This window comes from Marinobacter guineae (assembly GCF_002744735.1).
Taxonomy (GTDB): Bacteria; Pseudomonadota; Gammaproteobacteria; order Pseudomonadales; family Oleiphilaceae; genus Marinobacter; species Marinobacter guineae.
The window spans coordinates 1247808-1267707 of the sequence record NZ_KZ319340.1; the positions used below are offsets into that span (position 1 = coordinate 1247808).

The 19900-nt window shown below is 57.1% G+C and carries 17 protein-coding genes; 6 read left to right on the top strand and 11 right to left on the bottom strand.

The annotated features are described in order from the left end of the window. Positions 1-152 precede the first annotated feature (152 nt). The 5 genes from CLH62_RS13710 to CLH62_RS13730 all read left to right on the top strand — a co-directional run bounded on the left by CLH62_RS13710 (position 153) and on the right by CLH62_RS13730 (position 4723). On the top strand, positions 153-1745 hold the full coding sequence (locus tag CLH62_RS13710) for an isocitrate lyase (protein WP_099618690.1): 1593 nt from the start codon (positions 153-155) through the stop codon (positions 1743-1745). A gap of 375 nt (positions 1746-2120) precedes the next feature. Next, a complete protein-coding gene (locus CLH62_RS13715; protein ID WP_099618691.1) occupies positions 2121-3116 on the top strand; it encodes a hypothetical protein in 996 nt (331 codons plus the stop codon). A gap of 54 nt (positions 3117-3170) precedes the next feature. Continuing rightward, a complete protein-coding gene (locus CLH62_RS13720; RefSeq protein ID WP_099618692.1) occupies positions 3171-3521 on the top strand; it encodes a hypothetical protein in 351 nt (116 codons plus the stop codon). A 12-nt stretch (positions 3522-3533) separates the two neighbouring features. Next, entirely contained in the window at positions 3534-4226 is a 693-nt protein-coding gene (locus CLH62_RS13725) for a C39 family peptidase (protein WP_099618693.1), read from the top strand. A gap of 5 nt (positions 4227-4231) precedes the next feature. Beyond that, positions 4232-4723, top strand: coding sequence for a hypothetical protein (locus CLH62_RS13730; protein WP_228152846.1), 492 nt, complete (start codon positions 4232-4234; stop codon positions 4721-4723). 16 nt (positions 4724-4739) lie between these two features. Here the strand turns inward: CLH62_RS13730 and CLH62_RS13735 are convergent, their stop codons facing one another. Together CLH62_RS13735 and CLH62_RS13740 are read right to left on the bottom strand one after the other, a co-directional pair. Further along, the gene (locus CLH62_RS13735; protein ID WP_211285738.1) at positions 4740-5810 is read right to left on the bottom strand and encodes a transporter; all 1071 of its coding nucleotides are present in this window, start codon (positions 5808-5810) and stop codon (positions 4740-4742) included. A 12-nt stretch (positions 5811-5822) separates the two neighbouring features. Beyond that, on the bottom strand, positions 5823-7199 hold the full coding sequence (locus CLH62_RS13740; protein ID WP_099618694.1) for a sigma-54 dependent transcriptional regulator: 1377 nt from the start codon (positions 7197-7199) through the stop codon (positions 5823-5825). A 417-nt stretch (positions 7200-7616) separates the two neighbouring features. Between CLH62_RS13740 and senA the strand changes: the two genes are divergently transcribed. After that, positions 7617-8984 carry a selenoneine synthase SenA gene (gene senA / locus CLH62_RS13745; RefSeq protein WP_099618884.1) on the top strand — a complete coding sequence of 456 codons (1368 nt, stop codon included), beginning with the start codon at positions 7617-7619 and terminating at the stop codon, positions 8982-8984. Positions 8985-9000: 16 nt separating this feature from the next. Here senA and CLH62_RS13750 read toward each other — a convergent pair whose 3' ends face one another. From CLH62_RS13750 to accC, 9 genes are all read right to left on the bottom strand, one after another. Beyond that, positions 9001-10575 carry a cation:proton antiporter family protein gene (locus tag CLH62_RS13750; RefSeq protein WP_099618695.1) on the bottom strand — a complete coding sequence of 525 codons (1575 nt, stop codon included), beginning with the start codon at positions 10573-10575 and terminating at the stop codon, positions 9001-9003. Positions 10576-10666: 91 nt separating this feature from the next. Next, a complete protein-coding gene (locus CLH62_RS13755; RefSeq protein WP_099618696.1) occupies positions 10667-11602 on the bottom strand; it encodes an alpha/beta fold hydrolase in 936 nt (311 codons plus the stop codon). Positions 11603-11751: 149 nt separating this feature from the next. After that, positions 11752-13038 carry a phosphoribosylamine--glycine ligase gene (gene purD, locus CLH62_RS13760; RefSeq protein ID WP_099618697.1) on the bottom strand — a complete coding sequence of 429 codons (1287 nt, stop codon included), beginning with the start codon at positions 13036-13038 and terminating at the stop codon, positions 11752-11754. 114 nt (positions 13039-13152) lie between these two features. Next, a complete protein-coding gene (gene purH / locus CLH62_RS13765) occupies positions 13153-14733 on the bottom strand; it encodes a bifunctional phosphoribosylaminoimidazolecarboxamide formyltransferase/IMP cyclohydrolase (RefSeq protein WP_099618698.1) in 1581 nt (526 codons plus the stop codon). 85 nt (positions 14734-14818) lie between these two features. After that, positions 14819-15136: a DNA-binding transcriptional regulator Fis gene (fis, locus tag CLH62_RS13770; RefSeq protein WP_099618699.1), complete on the bottom strand. Its 318-nt coding sequence runs from the start codon at positions 15134-15136 to the stop codon at positions 14819-14821. Next, positions 15133-16131, bottom strand: coding sequence for a tRNA dihydrouridine synthase DusB (dusB, locus tag CLH62_RS13775; RefSeq protein ID WP_099618700.1), 999 nt, complete (start codon positions 16129-16131; stop codon positions 15133-15135). Before dusB ends, fis begins: the two co-directional genes overlap by 4 nt. 224 nt (positions 16132-16355) lie before the next feature. Next, positions 16356-17579: a DUF3426 domain-containing protein gene (locus CLH62_RS13780; protein WP_099618701.1), complete on the bottom strand. Its 1224-nt coding sequence runs from the start codon at positions 17577-17579 to the stop codon at positions 16356-16358. Positions 17580-17640: 61 nt separating this feature from the next. Then, entirely contained in the window at positions 17641-18537 is an 897-nt protein-coding gene (gene prmA, locus CLH62_RS13785; RefSeq protein WP_099618702.1) for a 50S ribosomal protein L11 methyltransferase, read from the bottom strand. A 2-nt stretch (positions 18538-18539) separates the two neighbouring features. Next, positions 18540-19886: an acetyl-CoA carboxylase biotin carboxylase subunit gene (gene accC, locus CLH62_RS13790; protein ID WP_099618703.1), complete on the bottom strand. Its 1347-nt coding sequence runs from the start codon at positions 19884-19886 to the stop codon at positions 18540-18542. Positions 19887-19900: the final 14 nt, after the last annotated feature.

The following is a 19900-nucleotide window of genomic DNA, read 5'->3' on the forward strand; positions in this document are numbered from 1 at the left end:
AGATCATATAAATTTCAATTATAAATTTGAAACCACTAAAGTAACCACCAATGTCAGCGCTTAGCTCAAAAAGTGAGCAGGTTGTTGGCTTCGGAAGTTGCAGTACGCTTCTCCACACTACTTAGAAAACCAACGTAGAAAGGATTGAAACCATGCCCTACGCACAAGACGTTGACCAGATTGCTTCCCTGTTGAAGCAGAACCCGACCTGGAACGCCATCAACCCGAAGCACGCCGCTCGCATGCGCGCCCAGAACAAGTTCAAGACCGGTCTGGACATCGCCAAGTATACCGCCAAGATCATGCGCGAAGACATGGCGAACTACGACAAGGACACTTCCCAGTACACCCAGTCCCTGGGTTGCTGGCACGGCTTCATTGGTCAGCAGAAGATGCTGTCCATCAAGAAGCACTTCGGCACCACCAAGCGTCGTTACCTGTACCTGTCTGGCTGGATGGTTGCCGCACTGCGTTCCGAGTTCGGCCCGCTGCCTGACCAGTCCATGCACGAGAAGACCGCGGTTTCCGGTCTGATCGAAGAGCTTTACACCTTCCTCCGTCAGGCGGATGCCTGGGAACTGAACCACCTGTTCCGTGCCCTGGAAGAAGCCGAGAATGCTGGCGACAACGCCAAGGCCGACGAGCTGATCAAGCAGATCGACAACCACGAAACCCACATCGTGCCGATCATTGCCGACATCGACGCCGGTTTCGGTAACGCCGAAGCGACCTACCTGCTTGCCAAGAAGATGATCGAAGCCGGTGCCTGCTGCATCCAGATTGAAAACCAGGTATCTGACGAGAAGCAGTGTGGTCACCAGGACGGCAAGGTTACCGTTCCGCACGCTGACTTCCTGTCCAAGATCAACGCTGTTCGTCTGGCGTTCCTGGAACTGGGTGTTGATGACGGTGTAATCGTTGCCCGTACTGACTCTCTGGGCGCAGGCCTGACCCAGAAAATCGCCGTGACTAACGAGCCGGGCGATCTGGGTGATCAGTACAACAGCTTTATCGACGGCGACGTTATCGACAAGGCTGAGGATATCAACAACGGTGACGTTGTGATCAAGCAGAACGGCCAGCTAGTCAAGCCCAAGCGTCTGGCTTCCGGTCTGTTCCAGTTCAAGGCAGGATCTGGCGAAGACCGTGTGGTTCTTGACTGTATCACCAGCCTGCAGAACGGTGCTGACCTGCTGTGGATCGAAACCGAGAAGCCCCACGTTGGCCAGATCGCAGCCATGGTTAACCGCATCAAGGAAGTGGTGCCCGACGCCAAGCTGGTTTACAACAACAGCCCTTCCTTCAACTGGACCCTGAACTTCCGTCAGCAGGTATTCGACGCATGGAAGGAAGAAGGCAAGGACGTATCTGCCTACGAGCGCGCTGACCTGATGAACGCCAAGTACGACGACACCGACCTCGGCAAGCTGGCCGATGAGTGGACCGCTAACTTCCAGCGTGACAGTTCACGCGAAGCAGGTATCTTCCACCACCTGATCACTCTGCCGACCTACCATACCGCGGCCCTGTCTACCGACAACCTGGCCAAGGGCTACTTCGGTGACGAAGGCATGCTGGCCTATGTTGCCGGTGTTCAGCGCAAGGAAATCCGTCAGGGTATCGCCACCGTCAAGCACCAGGATATGGCTGGTTCCAACATCGGTGACGACCACAAGGAATTCTTTGCCGGTGAAGCGGCCCTGAAGGCTGGTGGTAAAGACAACACCATGAACCAGTTCGGTTAATCGAACGTTCCGATGTTGTTGAAGCGGGTTTGGATGCTCGCTTCGAAACCCAAAACCCCGCCCTGTGCGGGGTTTTGTTTTTTTGACACTGTCGTTTCGATGTATGTGTCTGAAACTGAGGCATAAACTTCCGTTTTGATGTTTTCCCCTCTCTCAGCCTGTTTCATCCCTGAAACAGTTTCCCTCCTGGCGAACGCTGGCTCGTTTGACTGGAAAAAATAAAAAGCCTTTTAAAATAATTGGTTAGGTATTAGTTTTTAATTCTGGCACGAGAATCGCTCCTTTTGTCTGGCGGGTCTGAACCTTGGCTTACCTGGAGGCTATCGGGTTGGGTCGGATCCCTTAAAAGCCAATAATCGAAAAGGAAGCGATATTATGAATACCAAAAAAAGTTTGCTAGCAGCTGCCATTGCAATGAGTCTGGGTGTTTCCGGTTATGCCTTCGCACAACAGGGAGGGGACGGAGATCCGAATACCAACGCGGACAATACCTCCACGGCCAACAATGACCAATCCGGAAACACCGACTCCGGTAACGACAACTCGAATAATTCGGACAACAGCACCGATGTTGCCGATTCATTCAAGATTGCAGACAGCGCCAACGACAGTTCCGACAATTCGGACAACTCCGATAACTCGGACAATTCGGACAATAGCACCGATGTCGCGGACTCGTTCAAGATTGCGGACTCTGCAAACGACAACTCGGACAACTCCGATAACTCCGATAACTCCGACAACTCAGACAACAGCACCGATGTTGCCGATTCGTTCAAGATCGCTGACAGCGGTAACGATATGTCTGACAACTCGGACAATTCCGACAACAGCGACAATTCGGACAACTCAGACAACTCGGACAACAGCACCGATGTTGCCGACTCGTTCAAGATCGCTGACAGTGGGAACGACATGTCTGATAACTCTGACAACTCGGATAATTCAGACAACTCAGATAACTCCGACAATTCGGATAACTCCGACAATTCGGATAATTCCATCAACGTGGCGGATAGTGGAAATGACAGTTCCGACAACTCCACCAACGTTGCGGACAGTGGCAACACCACTGTGTCCGACAGTGGCAACGACAGTTCCGATAACTCCCTGGCACTGGACCTGGATGTGTTCCTGAACAACGCCGACCTGAACGGCAACGTATCTGGGACTGCCACCACCTACGGCGCTGTCAGCGGTGACGGTTCCTACACCGAGGTTCGCAATAGCAACGAAATCTCCGGTGGTTCAGCGAACTACACCGGCGTTGGGGCATTTGCCCAGAATGCGGGCAATGGCAGCGTTACACAGGCTAATGTCAGTGTAATGTCCAACCTGTCCACCGGCAGCGGTGCGGGTGGCACCGAGTAAGGAATCCAGGCCGTGCCTTAACGGGTGCGGCCCGGTTATTCCGGGAGAACTGCCATGGGTTGCGTCATCAGATGGAAACTGAAGGCTGCCTTGCTGGCGTTAATGCTCGGGGCAACGGGGTTGGTGTCCGCCGAGGAGTGGATGGATGCCGCTCCGTTGTCGGCCGATCAGTTGGCGGATTCAAGCGGTCGCCAGGGAATCCCGCTGCAGTTGCAGATTAACGATAACCAGCAAAATGCGAATGTGTCCGGTAACCTGTTGTCGGGTAATGTTGTCACGGGTGATAACAGTATTTCCGACAATGCGTTCGGCAACATGAGCGGGGTTGCCACGGTTATCCAGAATACCGGTAACCAGGTAGTCATTCAGGACAGTACCCAAATCAACATACTGATCAATCAATGACGGAGGTGGGCCATGGCCAGAAAGGTTCTTGTTGCGATCTGCGCGAGTGCCGGGCTGCTATGGTCCACTGCCTTCGCCGGCTCGGTCATGGTGCCAGGTATTGGCGGTGATTTCCGGCTAAAGGTAAAAAGTTTCGAGAACCGGCGGTTTGACAGTGTGATGCGCCAGCAATACGACTTCAGTTGCGGCTCTGCAGCCGTTGCTTCGTTGTTGTCCTTTCACTACGAAGACCAGGTCACAGAGCACGATGTCTTTATCGAAATGCTTGCCTTGGCAGATGAAAAGAAGGTGCGCCAGGAAGGTTTCTCGATGCTCGATATGAAGCACTACCTTGAGTCCAGAGGGTACCAGGCCGATGGTTTCCGAATGCCGTTGACCGGCCTCAAGGAGCAGGTGCGCTTGCCCACGATTGTGTTATTGAACATTGATGGCTTCCGGCATTTCGTGCTGATCAAGGGGATCAGTGATAACGAGGTCCTGGTGGGGGACCCGGCCCGGGGGCTTAAGGTTTATTCCTATGCACAATTCAGCGAGTACTGGAACGGCACCGCCTTTGTTATTCGAAGCCATCTCAAGCAAGGGCGAGACGGCTTTCTCGGCGACGGACAATGGCCCCAAGTGGCCAGGGCGCCGACACAGGAAGGCCTAGTAGGTCCTTCCCTCGGGCACACATTGCCCTACTGGCCCTCCTCAAGGGAATGGTGACGATCATGATGGTCCGGATGCCAGCTATAGCGTTTTTGGCGATATCATTTGCAACCTTATCGCCGTTTGTCCAGGCAGAACTAAGGCTTGGTGTTGAGCCCCTGAGTGATCTTGAGCTGTCTGAGTACCGGGGCGGCTTCCTGATGGATAATCTGGAGATCAGCATTGGTCTTGAGCAGATTGTCGGTATTAACGGTGACACCATGGTGATCAATCGTTTGACCATTCCCAACCTAAACCAGGCCGTCAACGACCGTTTGGTGGACCATCATACGGAAACAGTGCTTGAGGTTATCAGCGCGAACCAGAGTGGAAGCGCGCGCGTATCCAGTAATATGGCAGGGCCCAACGGCTGGATGACGGTGGTTCAGAACAACCTTGATAGCACTGTGATACAGAATATGCATCAACTGAACATTGAGCTGAACAATCTGGGTGCCGGGAATCAGTTCCCGGCACGGTTCAGTGATCAGCTGATCCAGTTGCTTGGCCGCTAACCAACCAGATGGTGCACTAGAGACTGATCGGGAGCTTCAGGGTAATTTCACTGTTGGGCGCATTTTCCGTAACACCTATACTCACCGTAAGGCTCAGACTTGTGGCCTGCGTCAGACGCTGGGACAAGCCGAACGACAGTGACCCGATCTGAATACTGTCGAAGTTGGATGCAAAAATGTCGTTATTCCTTTCGAGTGTTGTTTTCCGGATGATCGAATGGTCATAGCCTAGGCTAAAGGACGTGCGGTCGTTGAAGGCAAACCCCATTCCGAAGCCGAAACGCACTATGTCACCGGGGTCGACCGTGCCTCCATTCTCGAAGCCCTGCTCCTCTTTCAGGGTCCAGACATAACTCAGATTTCCAAATAGCACGGCTGGGTCTGACGGGTAGATGAATGTGAAACCTGGCTCGAACGCCCAGAAACCGGAGCCTGTCGGCCGATTCTCCAGCTCAATGCCAATCGGGTTGCCCTGGTCATCCAGGATGACTCTCTGCTCAACGTCGTAGGGGCCTTCTCCGGTTGGCGCTCTCACCCGCATTGCACCTATAACATAGGGCCAGCCACCCAACCCATCGGTTAGCTGGTAACGAGCGGAGAGTTCAACGTCACCAAGGCCTTCTCCCGAGGACTCCCGCAACGTATCCACCGGTGTGCCCTGGAAGACTTCCCGCTCTCGCAGGTCTTCACTGATGCTGAGGTAGGGTACACGGACCGCTGCTTCAAACTTGCTGGTGAAGCCGTACTTGAGTGACATGGCGCCGACGAAAATGTCACGTTGGATTTCCGAAATATTAATCAGTCCGATGAGCAGGGCAGGTATCACCGTGTATCCTTCCACCGCGACCGCCGTTGAGTTGCTGTGGGCATGGGAGAAAGAGGGCTCAATCGTGAAGCGGCCCGGGCGGGTGACGATGCCCCGGTCAGCAGTGATCGAAGCAATGTCGGTAGCCGGGTTATCGTTCGGGTCTGCCTGGCCCGCCGTAGCGGATGCCTGCGTGCTATCCCTGTCGGCCTGTGCGGCCGTGGCAAGCATTGGCGTGGCCAGGGTAAGTATCGGGATGATCCAGCGTGTTTTTTTATTCATGGGGAATCTCCTTCAGTTATTCTTCGGCGGCCGGGTATGGGCACCGTGGGGGAACTGGTGTTTGTCCATCAGCCTGTATAATGAAACCCTTGAAATGTTCAGTAACCTTGCGGCGGCTGACACATTGTTGTGTGCAAGTGCGAGGCTTACAGAGATCGCCTGGCGATCTGCTCTGGAGCGGAAAGCATCCAGGGACAGTTCTCGGCTGCGGTGGTGGCTATCTTCGGGACTTACTGCGAAGCCCATATCTTCCGCCTCAATCTGCGGGCTTTCACCCAGCAACAGGGCCTGACGCAACCTGTTTTGCAGTTCCCTGAGGTTGCCCGGCCAGGGGTGTTCGGCAAGGCTGATAATGGCGGCGTCACTGAGGCGCCGAGGACCCTCGGCCGAGGGTGTGGCCGAGAGTATCCGGTTGGCCAGTATGGGAATGTCCTCCTTCCGTTCCCGCAGCGGCGGCAAAAGCACATGCAGGCTTCCAAGCCGGTAAAACACGTCGCTGCGGAAAACACCGCTGTTTACCAGTTGTTCGAGCGGCCTCGTACTGGTGGCGATGAGTCGGGTGTCGATGCTAATGGAGTGATTGGAGCCCAAGCGTTCGATCAGCCCTTCCTGAAGGAAACGCAGAATGGCCGACTGCTGTTCCGGGCAAAGCTCGTCTACACCGATCAACAGAAGAGTGCCGCCATTGGCCGCTTCAATTCTGCCTTTCTGAGCGCTAATGGCATGGGTGAACGCCCCTTTTTCATGGCCGAAGAGCTCGTTCTGGGTGAGGGAACGGGGTAAGGCTGCGCAGTTGACGACGACTAGCGATTTGTTCTTGCGTGATGAGTTGTCGTGAATAAATCTGGCAGCGGCTTCCTTGCCGGTTCCGTTCTCACCATAGATGAGGACCGGCTCTTCGGTGCGGGCGAATTTCTTCAATAGCGTCCTGACCTGTTGGATGGCCAGTGACTCACCCTCAAGGGCAAAGTCATGATAGCTGCTCTGTTTCGTCCGGAAGGCCCTGGCCTGCAATTCAGACATGCCCCACAGGTGGCCGAGGACGGCATGGAGCCGGTCTGCCTGAACCGGCAGCGTATGGTAGTCCTTGCAATAGCGGTTTATCAGCGCACAGATCTCGGGGTTGTGAACCTGATGAGACTCCAGAATGGCAACCCAGTGCTGGACCGGAATGGCATCCAGCCATTCGGGCAGTTGAGCCAGTTGGTCCCCTTTCAGTGAGCCAAGATCAAACACGCCGACCCTGGCGTCAGTGCCAGGTTTCGCGGTCGCAAATGACCGGCCTGACAGGGGAACATGAATCAGCTGCCAGTCCCTGAATAAGGGCTCGCTAGCGATAAAAACCGGGTACACCGCCGACAACCAAACGAGCGGTCGTTTTTCCTGCATGGCGACTCTCCTGAGATACTGCCCGGAAAACGAACTGCGAAACGTTCAGTAAATGCTGGTAATACCGGAACTGCTGGATCCGATCACTGCCCTGTGACCGCAAACGGCTCGGGGAAACAGGCGAAACTCCTGTAAGCGGACATTCAGGTTGTATGCCAGTTTTTAGACTTGTTGTCGTTTCAGGAGGTTGCAGTCCAGGCATTTTTACGCGGCGGATATTTTGTAAAGTTTGCCGACACAGCTATGACAGGCCTGAAACAGGTGTTAACGCTTCCGACGAGATCCGATTCGGCATAACGGCTGTAGCGTTCGGCGTCAGTTTCGCGTTTCAGGAGATAAAGGGGCGCCCGCTTTCCCTCCGGTTTTTTCTCTCTGGTATGCTGATGGTTGATGAGGTAGAGGTGAGTGATGGGCAACATGACAACAATTGAAAGCACCGATAAGGCCAGGGCGGATCTTCTGGAACAGCTTGAGTGGACGCGAAAGCGCACGGAGAGCCTGGTGTGTTCGCTGCCCGGAGCGCTGCTGGATGTGCCCTGGCATCCGGGGGTGAATCCACCACTCTGGGAAATGGGCCACGCCGCGTTTTTCTACGAGGTGTTTGTGTTCAACCTGCTCGATGGCACGCCCAGCTATGATCCGTCCATGGACGATCTCTGGGATTCCTTCCATGTGGAGCACCGGGATCGCTGGAACCGGGATCTGTTTCCGGGGCGCGAGAGAACCCTTGAGTACTTTAATATCATATACGACCGGGTGGCCGAGCGGATAAGAACGGAGCCGCTGACGGACCAGGCGTTGTACCTTTACCGTTACGCGATCTATCACCAGAACATGCATGTCGAGTCTCTGATCTGGTGCCGGCAGACCGTGGGTTACCCGGCGCCTCCCGGAACGGATCTTGACCGGCCGGCGCCGGGGGATCAGCATGATGGCGACACAGTGATTCCCGCAGGAGAGTGGCTGATCGGTATGCCCGGTGAATCGGAGCGTTACGCCCGGGAAGATTTTGCTTTCGACAATGAGAAACCCCGCTTTACTGTGAAACTGGACCAGTTCGCCATTTCAAAATGCCTGGTCAGCAATCGGCAGTTTATGGAATTTATTGAGGATGGCGGCTACCGGCGCCCAGAGCTGTGGTCTTTCGGGGGGCAGAAATGGCTGCAGACCGAAAGCGATGTTGCTCTGGTTTATGGTAGCAACGAGCCGCTGTTGCGATTGCCCCGGCACCCGCAGTACTGGCGTTGGCACGACGGTCAGTGGCAGGAGCGACTTTTTGATCGCTGGCAGTGTCTGGCACCGGATGCGCCGGTGACCCATGTTACTTTTTGGGAGGCCGAAGCATACTGCCGGTGGGCAGGGCGTCGTTTACCGACAGAGTTTGAATGGGAAGTGGCTGCCCTTGGCAACCGTCCGGGGGAGACCTTCCGCCGCTTTCCCTGGGGCAATGAGGCACCGGATGAACGGCGTGCCGATCTGAACGGGCGTGCCATGGCCCAGAACCCGGTGTTTGATTTCCCGGACGGTGACAGCCCTTTTGGTTGCCGCCAGATGACGGGTACCGTGTGGGAGTGGACCTGCAGCCAATTCTTCCCCTATGACGGCTTCAAGGTGGACATGTACCCGTTCATGTCCACCCTGCAGTTCGGTGACCACAAGGTGACCCGCGGTGGCAGCTGCGCAACCTCCTCGTGCCTGATTCGCGGCACCTATCGGCAGGCATATCTGCCGGTGCGCAGCGACGTATATACCGGGTTTCGCACCTGCGCGAGAGAGGAAAGGTAACGGGGGTGGCTCAGGTTTATTCTGATTTGCCCACCACAAGGGAGGGTTTGGCGGGCGTCTCGTCCATGAGATGGCTGGCCAGGGCCACACCGGTTTCACTCATGGTCAGATAGGCCTCGTCAGCACCGGCTTCCCGGATCTGCCGGGCCTCGTCTTCATACATGGTATGGGCCACAATGAAGCCCTTGAACCCCATTTTCCTGAGCATCCGGGCTGCAATCAGCTTGCCCTCTATGTCGCCCATGGCCAGGATGACTGACTCTACGGCAGGCATGTGCAGACCATTCCAGAAGGAGGCATCCTCGGCGTCTGCAAAGACCACGTTACGTCCTTCCTTCTGGTGCTGGATAACTTTCGCCGGGTCAGAATCCAGGCCCATCAGTTTCGGCTGCTCCTCGCTCAGCCAGTCATAGGCAGCAGTGCCCGTTCGCCCCATGCCCATAATCATGACACGGGTATCCCCCAGAGACAGTGGTTGTTCATCCGGATGGTGTTTGCTGCCCTCAAAGCGGCTCAGGCCATGGGCGAAACGCTCGTAAAGCGTGTGTGAGATCCGGTTGAGGGGCGCCGAGAACAGGAAAGACAGTGATACCGAAATTGCCAACGGAACCAGCCATTCGGGCAAGGCAATGCTGGCGACAATCAACCCGAATTCACTGTAGTTGGTCAGAGCCAGCGAACTCAGAAAACCACTTCGGGCCCGTAATCGGAATGCCAGCAGCAGGAAGAAAAACAGGATGCCTTTCAATGGCAGAATCAGACCGGCAATAAGCGCAAACAGCAGTGCATCGCTTTCCGGCAAACCGCCAATACCAATTTGCAGGAAGAAGCCCACCAGAAAGACTTCCTTCACGCTCCACAGCGACTTGGAAAGCTCCTGTGAGCGGGGATGATTGGCCAGCATGGCACCGAAAACCAGTGCGCCGAGCTCGGAGCTGAGACCAACGGACTCGAACCCCAGGCCGCCAAGCACCAGCGCCAGCAGCAGACCAAGAAGCACCAGAAGCTCATCATGTCCGCTGGCATCCAGCAAGCGGAACAGTAGGGGCCGCATAAGGGGCAGGCCAAAGACGATCAGGGCCCACTGCGATGGTGTCTGGCCGGCCGCCAGGCTCATGACCACCAGGGCAATCAGATCCTGCATGATGAGAATGCCGATGGCGACGCGGCCATGGAAGGCCCGGAGCTCCCTTTTTGATTCCAGCACCTTGGCGGCCAGGACCGTGGAGGAAAACGAGAGCGCGATGGCTAGCATCAGGGCCGTTTTCCAGGGCAGCTCCAGGAGCAGGTAAATGCCCGGAGTAAAGATGGCGCAGGTGATTGCGAAGTGAAGAAGGCTACCGCCAATCACTTCGGGGCTGACGATAGAGCGCAGCTTGAGCTTCAGGCCGACGGTAAAAAGCAGCAGCAACACGCCGAGATGGGCGATATGGTCGAGCGCGTCGGTGGCCTCAATGGTGATGTCAGTGGCGGCAGAAAGTCCGCTGAGCACGAAGCCGGCGGCCAGATAGCCAACCAGAGGAGGCAGCCCGACAGCCTTGACCAGCAGGCCAAGACCAAAGGCAAAGGAAATCCATATCGCTTCAGGCATGAGTCATCGGTTCAGAGGTGAAGGGCATAATGGTTGGTAGGCTACCCTTTTTCGCTACGCCCTTGTAGTCGCTGAAGGTGGAATTCGGTTTTCAGCGGTTGTGGCCAATAAATTCCAGGAACAGCTTTGCGGATGCCTTGGGCGCTTCAACCATAGGTGCATGGCCGATGCCCTCCATTACTTCAAGCCAGGCATCGGGTATTGCCGCTACAAAGACCTCACCGTTACGGTAATTGATGACCCGGTCTTCCTTGCCCCAGATCACCAGAACCGGCGCCTTGATCCGGGTGATGGCATTCCGGAAATCCGCCTCGAAACCGGCATCCCGAATGGCGGCAAAGATCACCTCGTTGACTTCCCGGTTAGCAATGGCCCGCTCCTCCATGACGTCCAGTATGGGCCAGGGCACAAACGGTTTTTCTTCGAGGGCGAAGTCCAGCAGCCGCTCAAAGTCCCCGGGCTGTTTCGGAATCAGTGGGTTGCCTCCTTCCTTTACCAGTTCCACCAGCTGGCTCTCGTAATCCAGGATGCCGGCGGGGTCGAACAGCACCGCTGATTTTACCTTGTCAGGGTGATTGGCGGCGTAGAGCGCGGTAATCGCCCCGCCCATGGAGTTGCCCATGATATGGGCATCATCGATGGAAAGCACCTCCAGAATCCGGGCCACGTAACCGGCCTGGTCTTCAAGGTGGTAGCCAATATCCAGGGGTTTGCTGCTGTCGCCATGGCCAGGCAGGTCAATGGCAAAGACATTGAAATCGTCGGTCAGGTGCTCGGCCAGACGGGTCCAGTTGTCCTTGTTGGCGCCGAAACCATGAATCATGACGATGGTATCGCCATTTACCGCCTGCCGGTTCCTGAGGTAGGCGATATCGAGATTGTCGACCTTCACGGTGGCCAACTCCAGACCCGCTGATGATCGTTCAAAGCCAATAGCGGTCTCGTAGATGGCCTGGCGCGAGCAGGCGGTCATCAGCACGGAAAAAATCAGAACGAACAGCACGTTCATGGGTAGCGGGCGGTGCATCTGAGAGGGCTCCTGTCTGGCGGCGTTATCGGCATCCTCTGTCGGGCGTTTACATTACTCCATAAAAAAGCCCGGTCAATGACCGGGCTGCAATTCCGTGTGCCAGTTCAGGGTTCGCCTTTACCGGTTCAGGGCTTTTATCTACCGGTTCAGGACTGCTCGCGGGCAATGGCTCGGTAGGCAATGTCCTTGCGATAAAATACGCCATCCCACTGGATGCGGGAAGCCAGTATATAGGCGCGCTTCTGGGCTTCAGTGACGGTCTCGCCAAGGGCGGTGGCACAGAGTACCCGCCCGCCGTTGGTGACCACCTGATCGCCTTTGAGGCGGGTTCCGGCATGGAATACTTTCTCACCGTCGATGTCGCTCTCGGGCAGGCCGGAAATGACATCGCCCTTATTGTAGTTGCCAGGGTAGCCGCCGGCCGCCAGAACGATACCGACTGAGGCACGATCGTCCCATTCTGAAGGGCACTGGTCGAGCTTGCCATCAATGGCGGCACCGCACAGTTCAACCAGATCAGACTTCATCCGAAGCATGATGGGCTGGGTTTCCGGGTCCCCGAAACGGCAGTTGAATTCGATGACCTTGGGAGCACCGTTGTTGTCTATCATCAGGCCGGCGTAGAGGAAGCCCTTGTAGGGGTGCCCCTCGGCCGCCATGCCGCGGACGGTCGGATAAATCACTTCATCCATAATGCGCTGGTGAACATCTGCAGTCACCACCGGTGCCGGAGAGTAAGCGCCCATGCCTCCGGTATTGGGGCCGGTGTCGCCATCGCCAACCCGCTTGTGATCCTGGGAGGTGGCCATGGCCAGCACGTGCTCACCGTCTACCATCACGATGAAACTGGCTTCTTCGCCTTCCAGGAATTCCTCAATCACCACCCGGCTGCCGGCATCGCCAAAGGCATTGCCTGCCAGCATGTCGCGAATCGCGTCTTCGGCTTCTGCCAGGGTCATGGCAACGATCACACCTTTGCCCGCGGCCAGGCCGTCGGCTTTGACCACAATCGGAGCGCCCTGCTGGCGAACGTAGGCCAGGGCCTCGTCCACGTCGGTGAAGTTGCCGTAGCCGGCTGTCGGAATCTTGTGGCGGGCCAGAAAATCCTTGGTGAAGGCTTTGGAGCCCTCCAATTGGGCAGCACCCGCGCTCGGGCCGAAGACCCGCAAGCCACGTTGCTCGAACTTATCCACAATGCCAGCCACCAGCGGCGCCTCAGGGCCGACGATGGTAAGCCCGACATTGTTGGTGGCGGCGAAGTTGGCCAGGCCGTCCAGATCCATCACGTCGAGTTCAACATTTTCCAGACCGGTTTCCCGTGCCGTGCCGGCGTTGCCGGGTGCCACGAACACACGGTCAGCCTTGGGGGATTGTGCGGCCTTCCACGCCAAGGCGTGCTCGCGGCCGCCGGAGCCAATAACGAGAATATTCATGAGCGTATTCCTGTTTTGTCGGATTACGCCTTTGGCTAATCCGACCTACTGTATTCGAACTTCATGTTAAGCCGGGGTCAGAAGAATGCTTTCTTCTGACCCCATGTTCACGCATTAGTGCCGGAAATGGCGCATGCCGGTGAAGACCATGGCAATGCCGTGCTCGTTGGCCGCATCTATCACTTCCTGATCGCGCATGGAGCCACCGGGCTGGATAACGGCAGTGATACCTGCGGCTGCAGCGGCGTCAATGCCATCCCGGAACGGGAAGAAGGCATCGGAGGCCATGACCGACCCTTTCACTTCCAGGCCTTCATCGGCCGCCTTGATGCCGGCAATTTTGGCACTGTAGACGCGGCTCATCTGGCCCGCGCCGACACCGATGGTGCGTCCGGCCTTGGCATAGACGATGGCGTTGGATTTCACGTATTTCGCCACTTCCCAGGCAAAGAGCAGGTCGTTGAGTTCCTGTTCGGAGGGCTGCCGGTCGGTCACTACTTTGACGTCTTCCATGGCCACCATGCCCAGATCCCGGTCCTGCACCAGCAGGCCACCGGTCACGCGCTTGTAATCCAAAGAGCGGGCACGCTCGCCATCAAACTCGCCACAGGCCAGCAGGCGCACGTTTTTCTTGGCAGAGACCAGTTCCACGGCTTCGGGGGCGATGGTGGGTGCAATGATGACTTCCACGAACTGGCGGTCGATGATGGCTTTGGCGGTCTCAGCGTCCAGCTCACGGTTGAAGGCAATGATGCCTCCGAAGGCGGAAGTTGGGTCGGTGGCAAAGGCCAGATCGTAAGCCTGGTGGATGTCGGCACCGATCGCGACACCACAGGGATTGGCGTGCTTGACGATCACGCAGGCGGGGTCCGCAAAGGGCTTCACGCATTCGAGAGCCGCGTCGGTGTCGGCCACGTTGTTGTAGCTCAGTTCCTTGCCCTGCAACTGCCTGGCCGTGGCCACGCAGGCTTCCTTCGGATTCCGCTCGGTGTAGAATGCGGCGCGCTGGTGCGGATTCTCGCCGTAACGCATATCCTGAACCTTCACGAACTGGGCATTGAAGGTTCGCGGGAAGTCGGCATTGTCGTTGTCCGGGGTACGGCCGCCGAGGTAGTTGGCGATGGCGCCGTCGTAACCAGCCGTGTGCTCGAACGCCTTTACCGCCAGATCAAAACGGGTGCTGTAGCCGAGCTGGCCGTCGTTGGCATCCAGCTCTTTCAGAATCCGGCCGTAATCGGATGCGTTCACCACAATGGCCACGTCGTTGTGGTTTTTGGCGGCAGCGCGAACCATGGTCGGGCCCCCGATATCAATATTCTCGATGGCTGTTGCCAGATCACAATCCGGATTGGCCACGGTTTCCTCGAAGGGGTAAAGATTGACCACGACCATGTCGATGGGGCTGATGCCATGCTCGGACATAACGACATCGTCGGTGCCCCGTCGGCCAAGAATGCCGCCATGGATCTTCGGGTGCAGGGTTTTCACCCGGCCATCCATCATCTCCGGGAAGCCGGTGTAATCGGAGACTTCCGTTACCGGCACCTTGTTTTCCTTGAGAAGGCGGTAGGTTCCACCGGTGGAGAGCAGCTCGACGCCGCGTTCGGTCAGGGCACGTCCGAAATCGACGATGCCGGTTTTATCACTCACGCTGATCAGTGCGCGACGGACGGGGGTGTTAGCCTGATTTGCCATGGGTCACTTTTTTCGCTGGAGATGAACGAATAAGGGCCTCGCGAATGGTGTCCGGGAGGCCCTCATCTGAGTCAGGGTGTCTGGATTATAGCAGACCGTACTGCTTCAGCTTCTTGCGCAGGGTCCCGCGGTTCAGCCCAAGCATGGTTGAAGCCTTGGTCTGGTTGTTTCGGGTGTACTTCATCACCTGTTCCAGCAACGGCGCTTCCACTTCGGAAAGAACCAGCTGATAGACTTCAGTGACCGGAGCTCCATCCAGCTGGGCGAAGTAGTTTTTCAAGGCAACCTCAACGCTGTCACGCAGTGTGACGCTGTTGCCGCTGCTGTTCACCGTCTGCAACTGATGGATATCATCGTTGGCCGGGGTGCTCAGGTTTTCGTTTGCCAAAGTCTCAGCGCTCATGCTGCGAATACCTCTCCATTTCGTAAGCCTGCAAAATACTGTTGAATCGTGTCTCTCTGCTCCAGCGCATCATCGATGACGTTGAAGCCTTTGCGGAACTGTTTACCCGGGTCGTGGGCCTGCAGGTACCAGCCCACGTGTTTTCTGGCAATACGCACACCCATGGTCTCGCCATAGAAGCTGTGCAGGGCCTGCAAATGCTCGCTCAGAATATCCTCCACTTCGTCCAGCGCCGCGGCAGGCATGTGGCGCCCGGTTTCCAGGAAATGCTGGATTTCCCGGAAGATCCAGGGACTGCCCTGAGCCGCTCTACCGATCAGCAAACCATCGGCGCCGGTGTGACGGAGCACTTCCCGGGCTTTTTCCGGGGATGTGATGTCACCGTTGGCAAACACCGGAATGCCAATGCGGGATTTCACATCCGCAATAGTGTCGTATTCCGCATCGCCTTCGTATTTGTCCGCACGGGTCCGGCCATGGATGGCCACGGCCTGTACGCCGGCGTCCTCGGCCATCCGGGCAACAACCAGTGCATTGCGGTTGTCCCGGTCCCAGCCAGTACGCATTTTCAGGGTCACGGGAACATTGACCGCACCGACCACCGCCTCGAGAATATCGCGCACCAGCGCTTCATCTTTCATCAGTGCCGAGCCCGCCGCCTTGTTACAGACCTTCTTGGCCGGGCAGCCCATGTTGATGTCGATGATCTGGGCCCCGAACTCGGCGTTCTGTCGCGCGGCGTCGGCCAGCATTTGCGGATCACCGCCGGCGATCTGCACCGAACGGGGCTCCGGTTCACCTTCGTGGTTCAGGCGTGTCCTGGACTTGCGCGTATGCCAGAGTTTGCTATCCGCTATGACCATTTCCGACACTGCCAGGCCGGCACCGAGCCTCCGGCACAGCAGCCGGAACGGTCGGTCTGTTACACCAGCCATGGGCGCAACAATCAAAGGATTGGGCAAGGTGTACGGCCCGATTTTTGCCGTTGGCAGCATGATCTGAGTCCGTGTCACAGCGGGTTAAGCAAGGCCGGATCTGAGCGGTTGTTCAATAAATAACCGATCCAGCATCCGAAGGGCGCTAATGATACCGCCGGGGGCACTTTGATTGAAGGGGCTGGAGGGCGAAAAAACTGATTATTTTTCGCTCTTTCTGGTTGACTTTTGTGCTGCGCGATGGCCGGCGGCAGTGCCAGCTGAGGAAATACTTGCCTGCTGAATCAGGGTGAGTGGGGGCGGAACAGGATGTTGTAGTTCACGGCGTCGCGGCCCGGGTCCCGGATGCTGATGGCGATTCGCACGGGCGTATCAGTAGGCATGGCGTCCAGCTCTTTGCCTTCCCCGGCGAGGTATTCATCGGGTGTGAACACACTTTGGGCAACCACATCACCGTTCAGGTTGGAGAAGGTCAGGGCAATGGCCGGGAACGGCTGTTCAAAGTCAGCACGATTGATGATCACGGCGTCAACAACAAGCTGAGAGCGGTTATCCGGGTCGGTTCTTACCACCAGCTTTCGACTCTGGATGGCATCGACGTTGATAAGCGGTTTGAGTTCACAGCCTGCCAGCTCGCAGCCTTTTTCGTAAAACGGTCGCAGCTCCGGAATGGCCGACAGGCGGTCGAACTGGAACCAGGTAACCTGGGCGACGAGAACCCCCACCAGTATCAGAACAATCAGGCTCCAGACCAGAGTGCGGATGCCGCCGCCTTTGCCGGACTCAGCGCCAACCGGGTCCCGTCGCAGATCCCTGAAGGGGGGCTCGGCATGAAAAGAGTCCCTGGGGCGATCTGGCTCATCGAAATCAAAACCGGTCTCGTCAACGAATTCGTCAAAGGGATCGTCTGTTTTTGCGGGTTTCGGACCGGCGGCAGACGACGATGGTGTGCTATCGAACACGGGCTCTTGTTCGAGGCTCGGTTCGGATTCTGCTTCCGGTTTGGACGTCGGCTCAGGTGTCGGTTCGGAGCGCCGAGCAGGTGTCTGTTTCCGGGATGCCGGTTCGTCTTCTTTCAGGATGGCTTCTGCCCAGCTTTCATCGACGTCCTCGTTCGAGGTGTCGGTTTCGGCATCCTTGTAATCCGTCGCTTCGCGTTCGTCGAAGCTCCGGAAACTGTCGCTGAGTTCGTCGTCGGAAAAGGTCAGTTTGGTGCCGGCATAACGCCCTTCTGCGGCGTCTTCTTCAGGGTTGTCGGCGAAGACGAAATCTTCTTCGCTGGCGCTGGAGGAGTCCGATGGTGGTGACGTGGGTGACGGTTTTTCGGTGATGGCCGACGTCCCCGCTTTCGGGCCGGAGGCGGGAATGACCTGATGCTCGATGGCGTTGAAGACGCTCATGCAGCTCCCGCAGCGCACCTTGCCCTTGGCAATGCCAAGCTGATCGTCGGTTACCCGGAAGCGGGTCTGGCAATTCGGGCACTGTGTCTGCAGGCTGCTTTGGGTCATGCTTCTTCCTGAAAGCGACTGGGATACAAGTGTCGGAGTTTAGTCGTTAAGACCGTATTCGTCATCTGTCGTTGCGGCGTCCTGTGAGGCGTATCCATTCCTCACGCTGTTCGGGTTCGTCCATAACGAACCAGGGCTCGTAGGCCGCCATCACTTCCCGGGCCTGATGAGACAGGATGCCCGACAGCACCAGATCACCGCCCTGTCTGGTCCGTGCCGCAAGGTGGGGCGCAAGGCCGATCAGTGGCTGGGCCAGGATGTTTGCCAGCATGACATCTGCCTGGGTGTCGGGCTCGTCTTCTGGCAAATAGAGATCCAGATTGCTCTCATCGACGCCATTCCGGCGGGCGTTTTCCCGGCTGGCTTCCAGGGCCTGGGGATCGGTATCGACACCAATGACATGGTCAGCGCCCAGTAGCAGGGCAGCCAGGCCAAGAATACCCGAGCCGCAGCCATAGTCGATAACCTGCTTGCCCTGCACGTCCTGCCCGTCCAGCCATTCCAGGCAGAGGGCAGTCGTCGGATGGGTGCCGGTCCCAAAGGCGAGGCCGGGGTCCAGCATCAGATTGGCGGCACCCGAGTCTGGAGCGTCGTGCCAGCTTGGAACAATCCAGAGCCGTTCACCGAATTTCAGGGGCTGGAAATCGTCCATCCAGGCCCGTGCCCAGTCCTTGTCTTCAACCAGTGTCACTTCGATTTCAGGGAGGGCTTGCTGAGTTCGCTGGTGCCAGGCATCACGAATATCGGCGCACAGTTGCTCGATGTCACGATTGGAGTCAAACAGGCCGGTAACGGTGGTCTGGCTCCAGAGAGGGGTAGTGCCGGGGTCCGGCTCGTACAGGGGCTGGTCGGCGGCATCTTCCATGGAGACGGCGTCAGCGCCCATCTCCATGAGTAGATCCTCCAGCTGATCCGCGTTATCCGGATCAGCCGGGATCTGGAGTTGTATCCAGGGCATGATTAATCCCGCATCAGTTTCTCGAGGTAGTGGATGGTGAAGTCTACCTGTTTAAAGCCGCCATCGCGTACCAGTCTTCGATGCAGGGGCTGGTTGGTCTTGATACCCTCGACCACGAGCTCGTCCAGTGCGTTCTTCATGCGCCGCCGTGCGATCTCACGATCATCACCCCAGGTGATCAGCTTGGCGATCAGCGAGTCGTAGAACGGCGGTACCGTGTAGCCACTGTACAGGTGAGAATCAACCCGCACACCGTTACCGCCAGGCGCGTGGAAGTGTGTGACCTTGCCCGGACTTGGCACGAAGGTTTTCGGGTCTTCCGCGTTGATCCGGCACTCGATGGCGTGGCCGGAAATGCGGATATCATCCTGGGTATACTGCAGCGGCAGGCCGCTGGCAATGCGCAGCTGTTCGCGGACAATATCCACGCCCGTCACCATTTCGGAGACCGGGTGTTCCACCTGGACCCGGGTGTTCATTTCGATGAAGAAAAACTCCCCATCCTGGTAAAGGAACTCAAAGGTACCGGCGCCAACGTAGCCGATTTCCTTGCAGGCATCTGTACAGGCCTTGAGGGTGCGCTCCCGGGACTCCTGGTTAATGTTCGGAGCCGGGGCTTCCTCGATGACTTTCTGGTTCCGGCGCTGCATGGAGCAGTCGCGGTCGCCCAAGTGAATGCAGTTACCGTGCATGTCAGCCAGCACCTGAACTTCTACGTGCCGGGGCGTCTCCAGGAATTTCTCCAGGTACACCGTCGGATCACCAAAGGCATTCTTGGCCTCACTCTGGGTGATCTGGACGCCCTTGAGCAGGGCCGCTTCCGAGTGAACCACCTGCATACCGCGACCACCGCCGCCGGACGCGGCCTTGATCATCACCGGATAGCCGATTTCCCGGGCAATACGGAGTGTCCGCTCTTCATCATCGTCGAGCGGGCCATCTGACCCCGGCACGGTGGGAACGCCGGCCTTGATCATGGCGTTGATGGCAGACACCTTGTTACCCATCAGGCGAATGGTCTCGGCCTTGGGTCCGATAAAACGGAATCCGCTTTTCTCGACCTGTTCGGCAAAATCGGCGTTCTCGGCAAGAAAACCATAGCCGGGGTGAATGCCCACGGAGTCGGTGACTTCTGCCGCACTGATGATGGTCGGGATGTTCAGGTAGCTGTCGGTCGGACTGTTGGGACCAATACAGACAGACTCGTCTGCCAGGCGTACGTGCATCAGATCACGGTCGACCTGGGAGTGCACTGCCACAGTCTTGATGCCCAGCTCCTTGCAGGCGCGCAGAATCCGGAGGGCAATTTCACCCCGGTTTGCGATCAGTACTTTCTCTAACATGGCCATGAGTAACTATCACC

Bases quoted from the DNA above. Each gene is read 5' to 3' on its own strand.
- CLH62_RS13710 (WP_099618690.1), top strand. From the start codon at position 153: ATGCCCTACGCACAAGACGTTGACCAGATTGCTTCCCTGTTGAAGCAG.
- CLH62_RS13715 (WP_099618691.1), top strand. From the start codon at position 2,121: ATGAATACCAAAAAAAGTTTGCTAGCAGCTGCCATTGCAATGAGTCTG.
- CLH62_RS13720 (WP_099618692.1), top strand. From the start codon at position 3,171: ATGGGTTGCGTCATCAGATGGAAACTGAAGGCTGCCTTGCTGGCGTTA.
- CLH62_RS13725 (WP_099618693.1), top strand. From the start codon at position 3,534: ATGGCCAGAAAGGTTCTTGTTGCGATCTGCGCGAGTGCCGGGCTGCTA.
- CLH62_RS13730 (WP_228152846.1), top strand. From the start codon at position 4,232: ATGATGGTCCGGATGCCAGCTATAGCGTTTTTGGCGATATCATTTGCA.
- CLH62_RS13735 (WP_211285738.1), bottom strand. From the start codon at position 5,810: ATGAATAAAAAAACACGCTGGATCATCCCGATACTTACCCTGGCCACG.
- CLH62_RS13740 (WP_099618694.1), bottom strand. From the start codon at position 7,199: ATGCAGGAAAAACGACCGCTCGTTTGGTTGTCGGCGGTGTACCCGGTT.
- senA (WP_099618884.1), top strand. From the start codon at position 7,617: ATGACAACAATTGAAAGCACCGATAAGGCCAGGGCGGATCTTCTGGAA.
- CLH62_RS13750 (WP_099618695.1), bottom strand. From the start codon at position 10,575: ATGCCTGAAGCGATATGGATTTCCTTTGCCTTTGGTCTTGGCCTGCTG.
- CLH62_RS13755 (WP_099618696.1), bottom strand. From the start codon at position 11,602: ATGCACCGCCCGCTACCCATGAACGTGCTGTTCGTTCTGATTTTTTCC.
- purD (WP_099618697.1), bottom strand. From the start codon at position 13,038: ATGAATATTCTCGTTATTGGCTCCGGCGGCCGCGAGCACGCCTTGGCG.
- purH (WP_099618698.1), bottom strand. From the start codon at position 14,733: ATGGCAAATCAGGCTAACACCCCCGTCCGTCGCGCACTGATCAGCGTG.
- fis (WP_099618699.1), bottom strand. From the start codon at position 15,136: ATGAGCGCTGAGACTTTGGCAAACGAAAACCTGAGCACCCCGGCCAAC.
- dusB (WP_099618700.1), bottom strand. From the start codon at position 16,131: ATGCTGCCAACGGCAAAAATCGGGCCGTACACCTTGCCCAATCCTTTG.
- CLH62_RS13780 (WP_099618701.1), bottom strand. From the start codon at position 17,579: ATGACCCAAAGCAGCCTGCAGACACAGTGCCCGAATTGCCAGACCCGC.
- prmA (WP_099618702.1), bottom strand. From the start codon at position 18,537: ATGCCCTGGATACAACTCCAGATCCCGGCTGATCCGGATAACGCGGAT.
- accC (WP_099618703.1), bottom strand. From the start codon at position 19,886: ATGGCCATGTTAGAGAAAGTACTGATCGCAAACCGGGGTGAAATTGCC.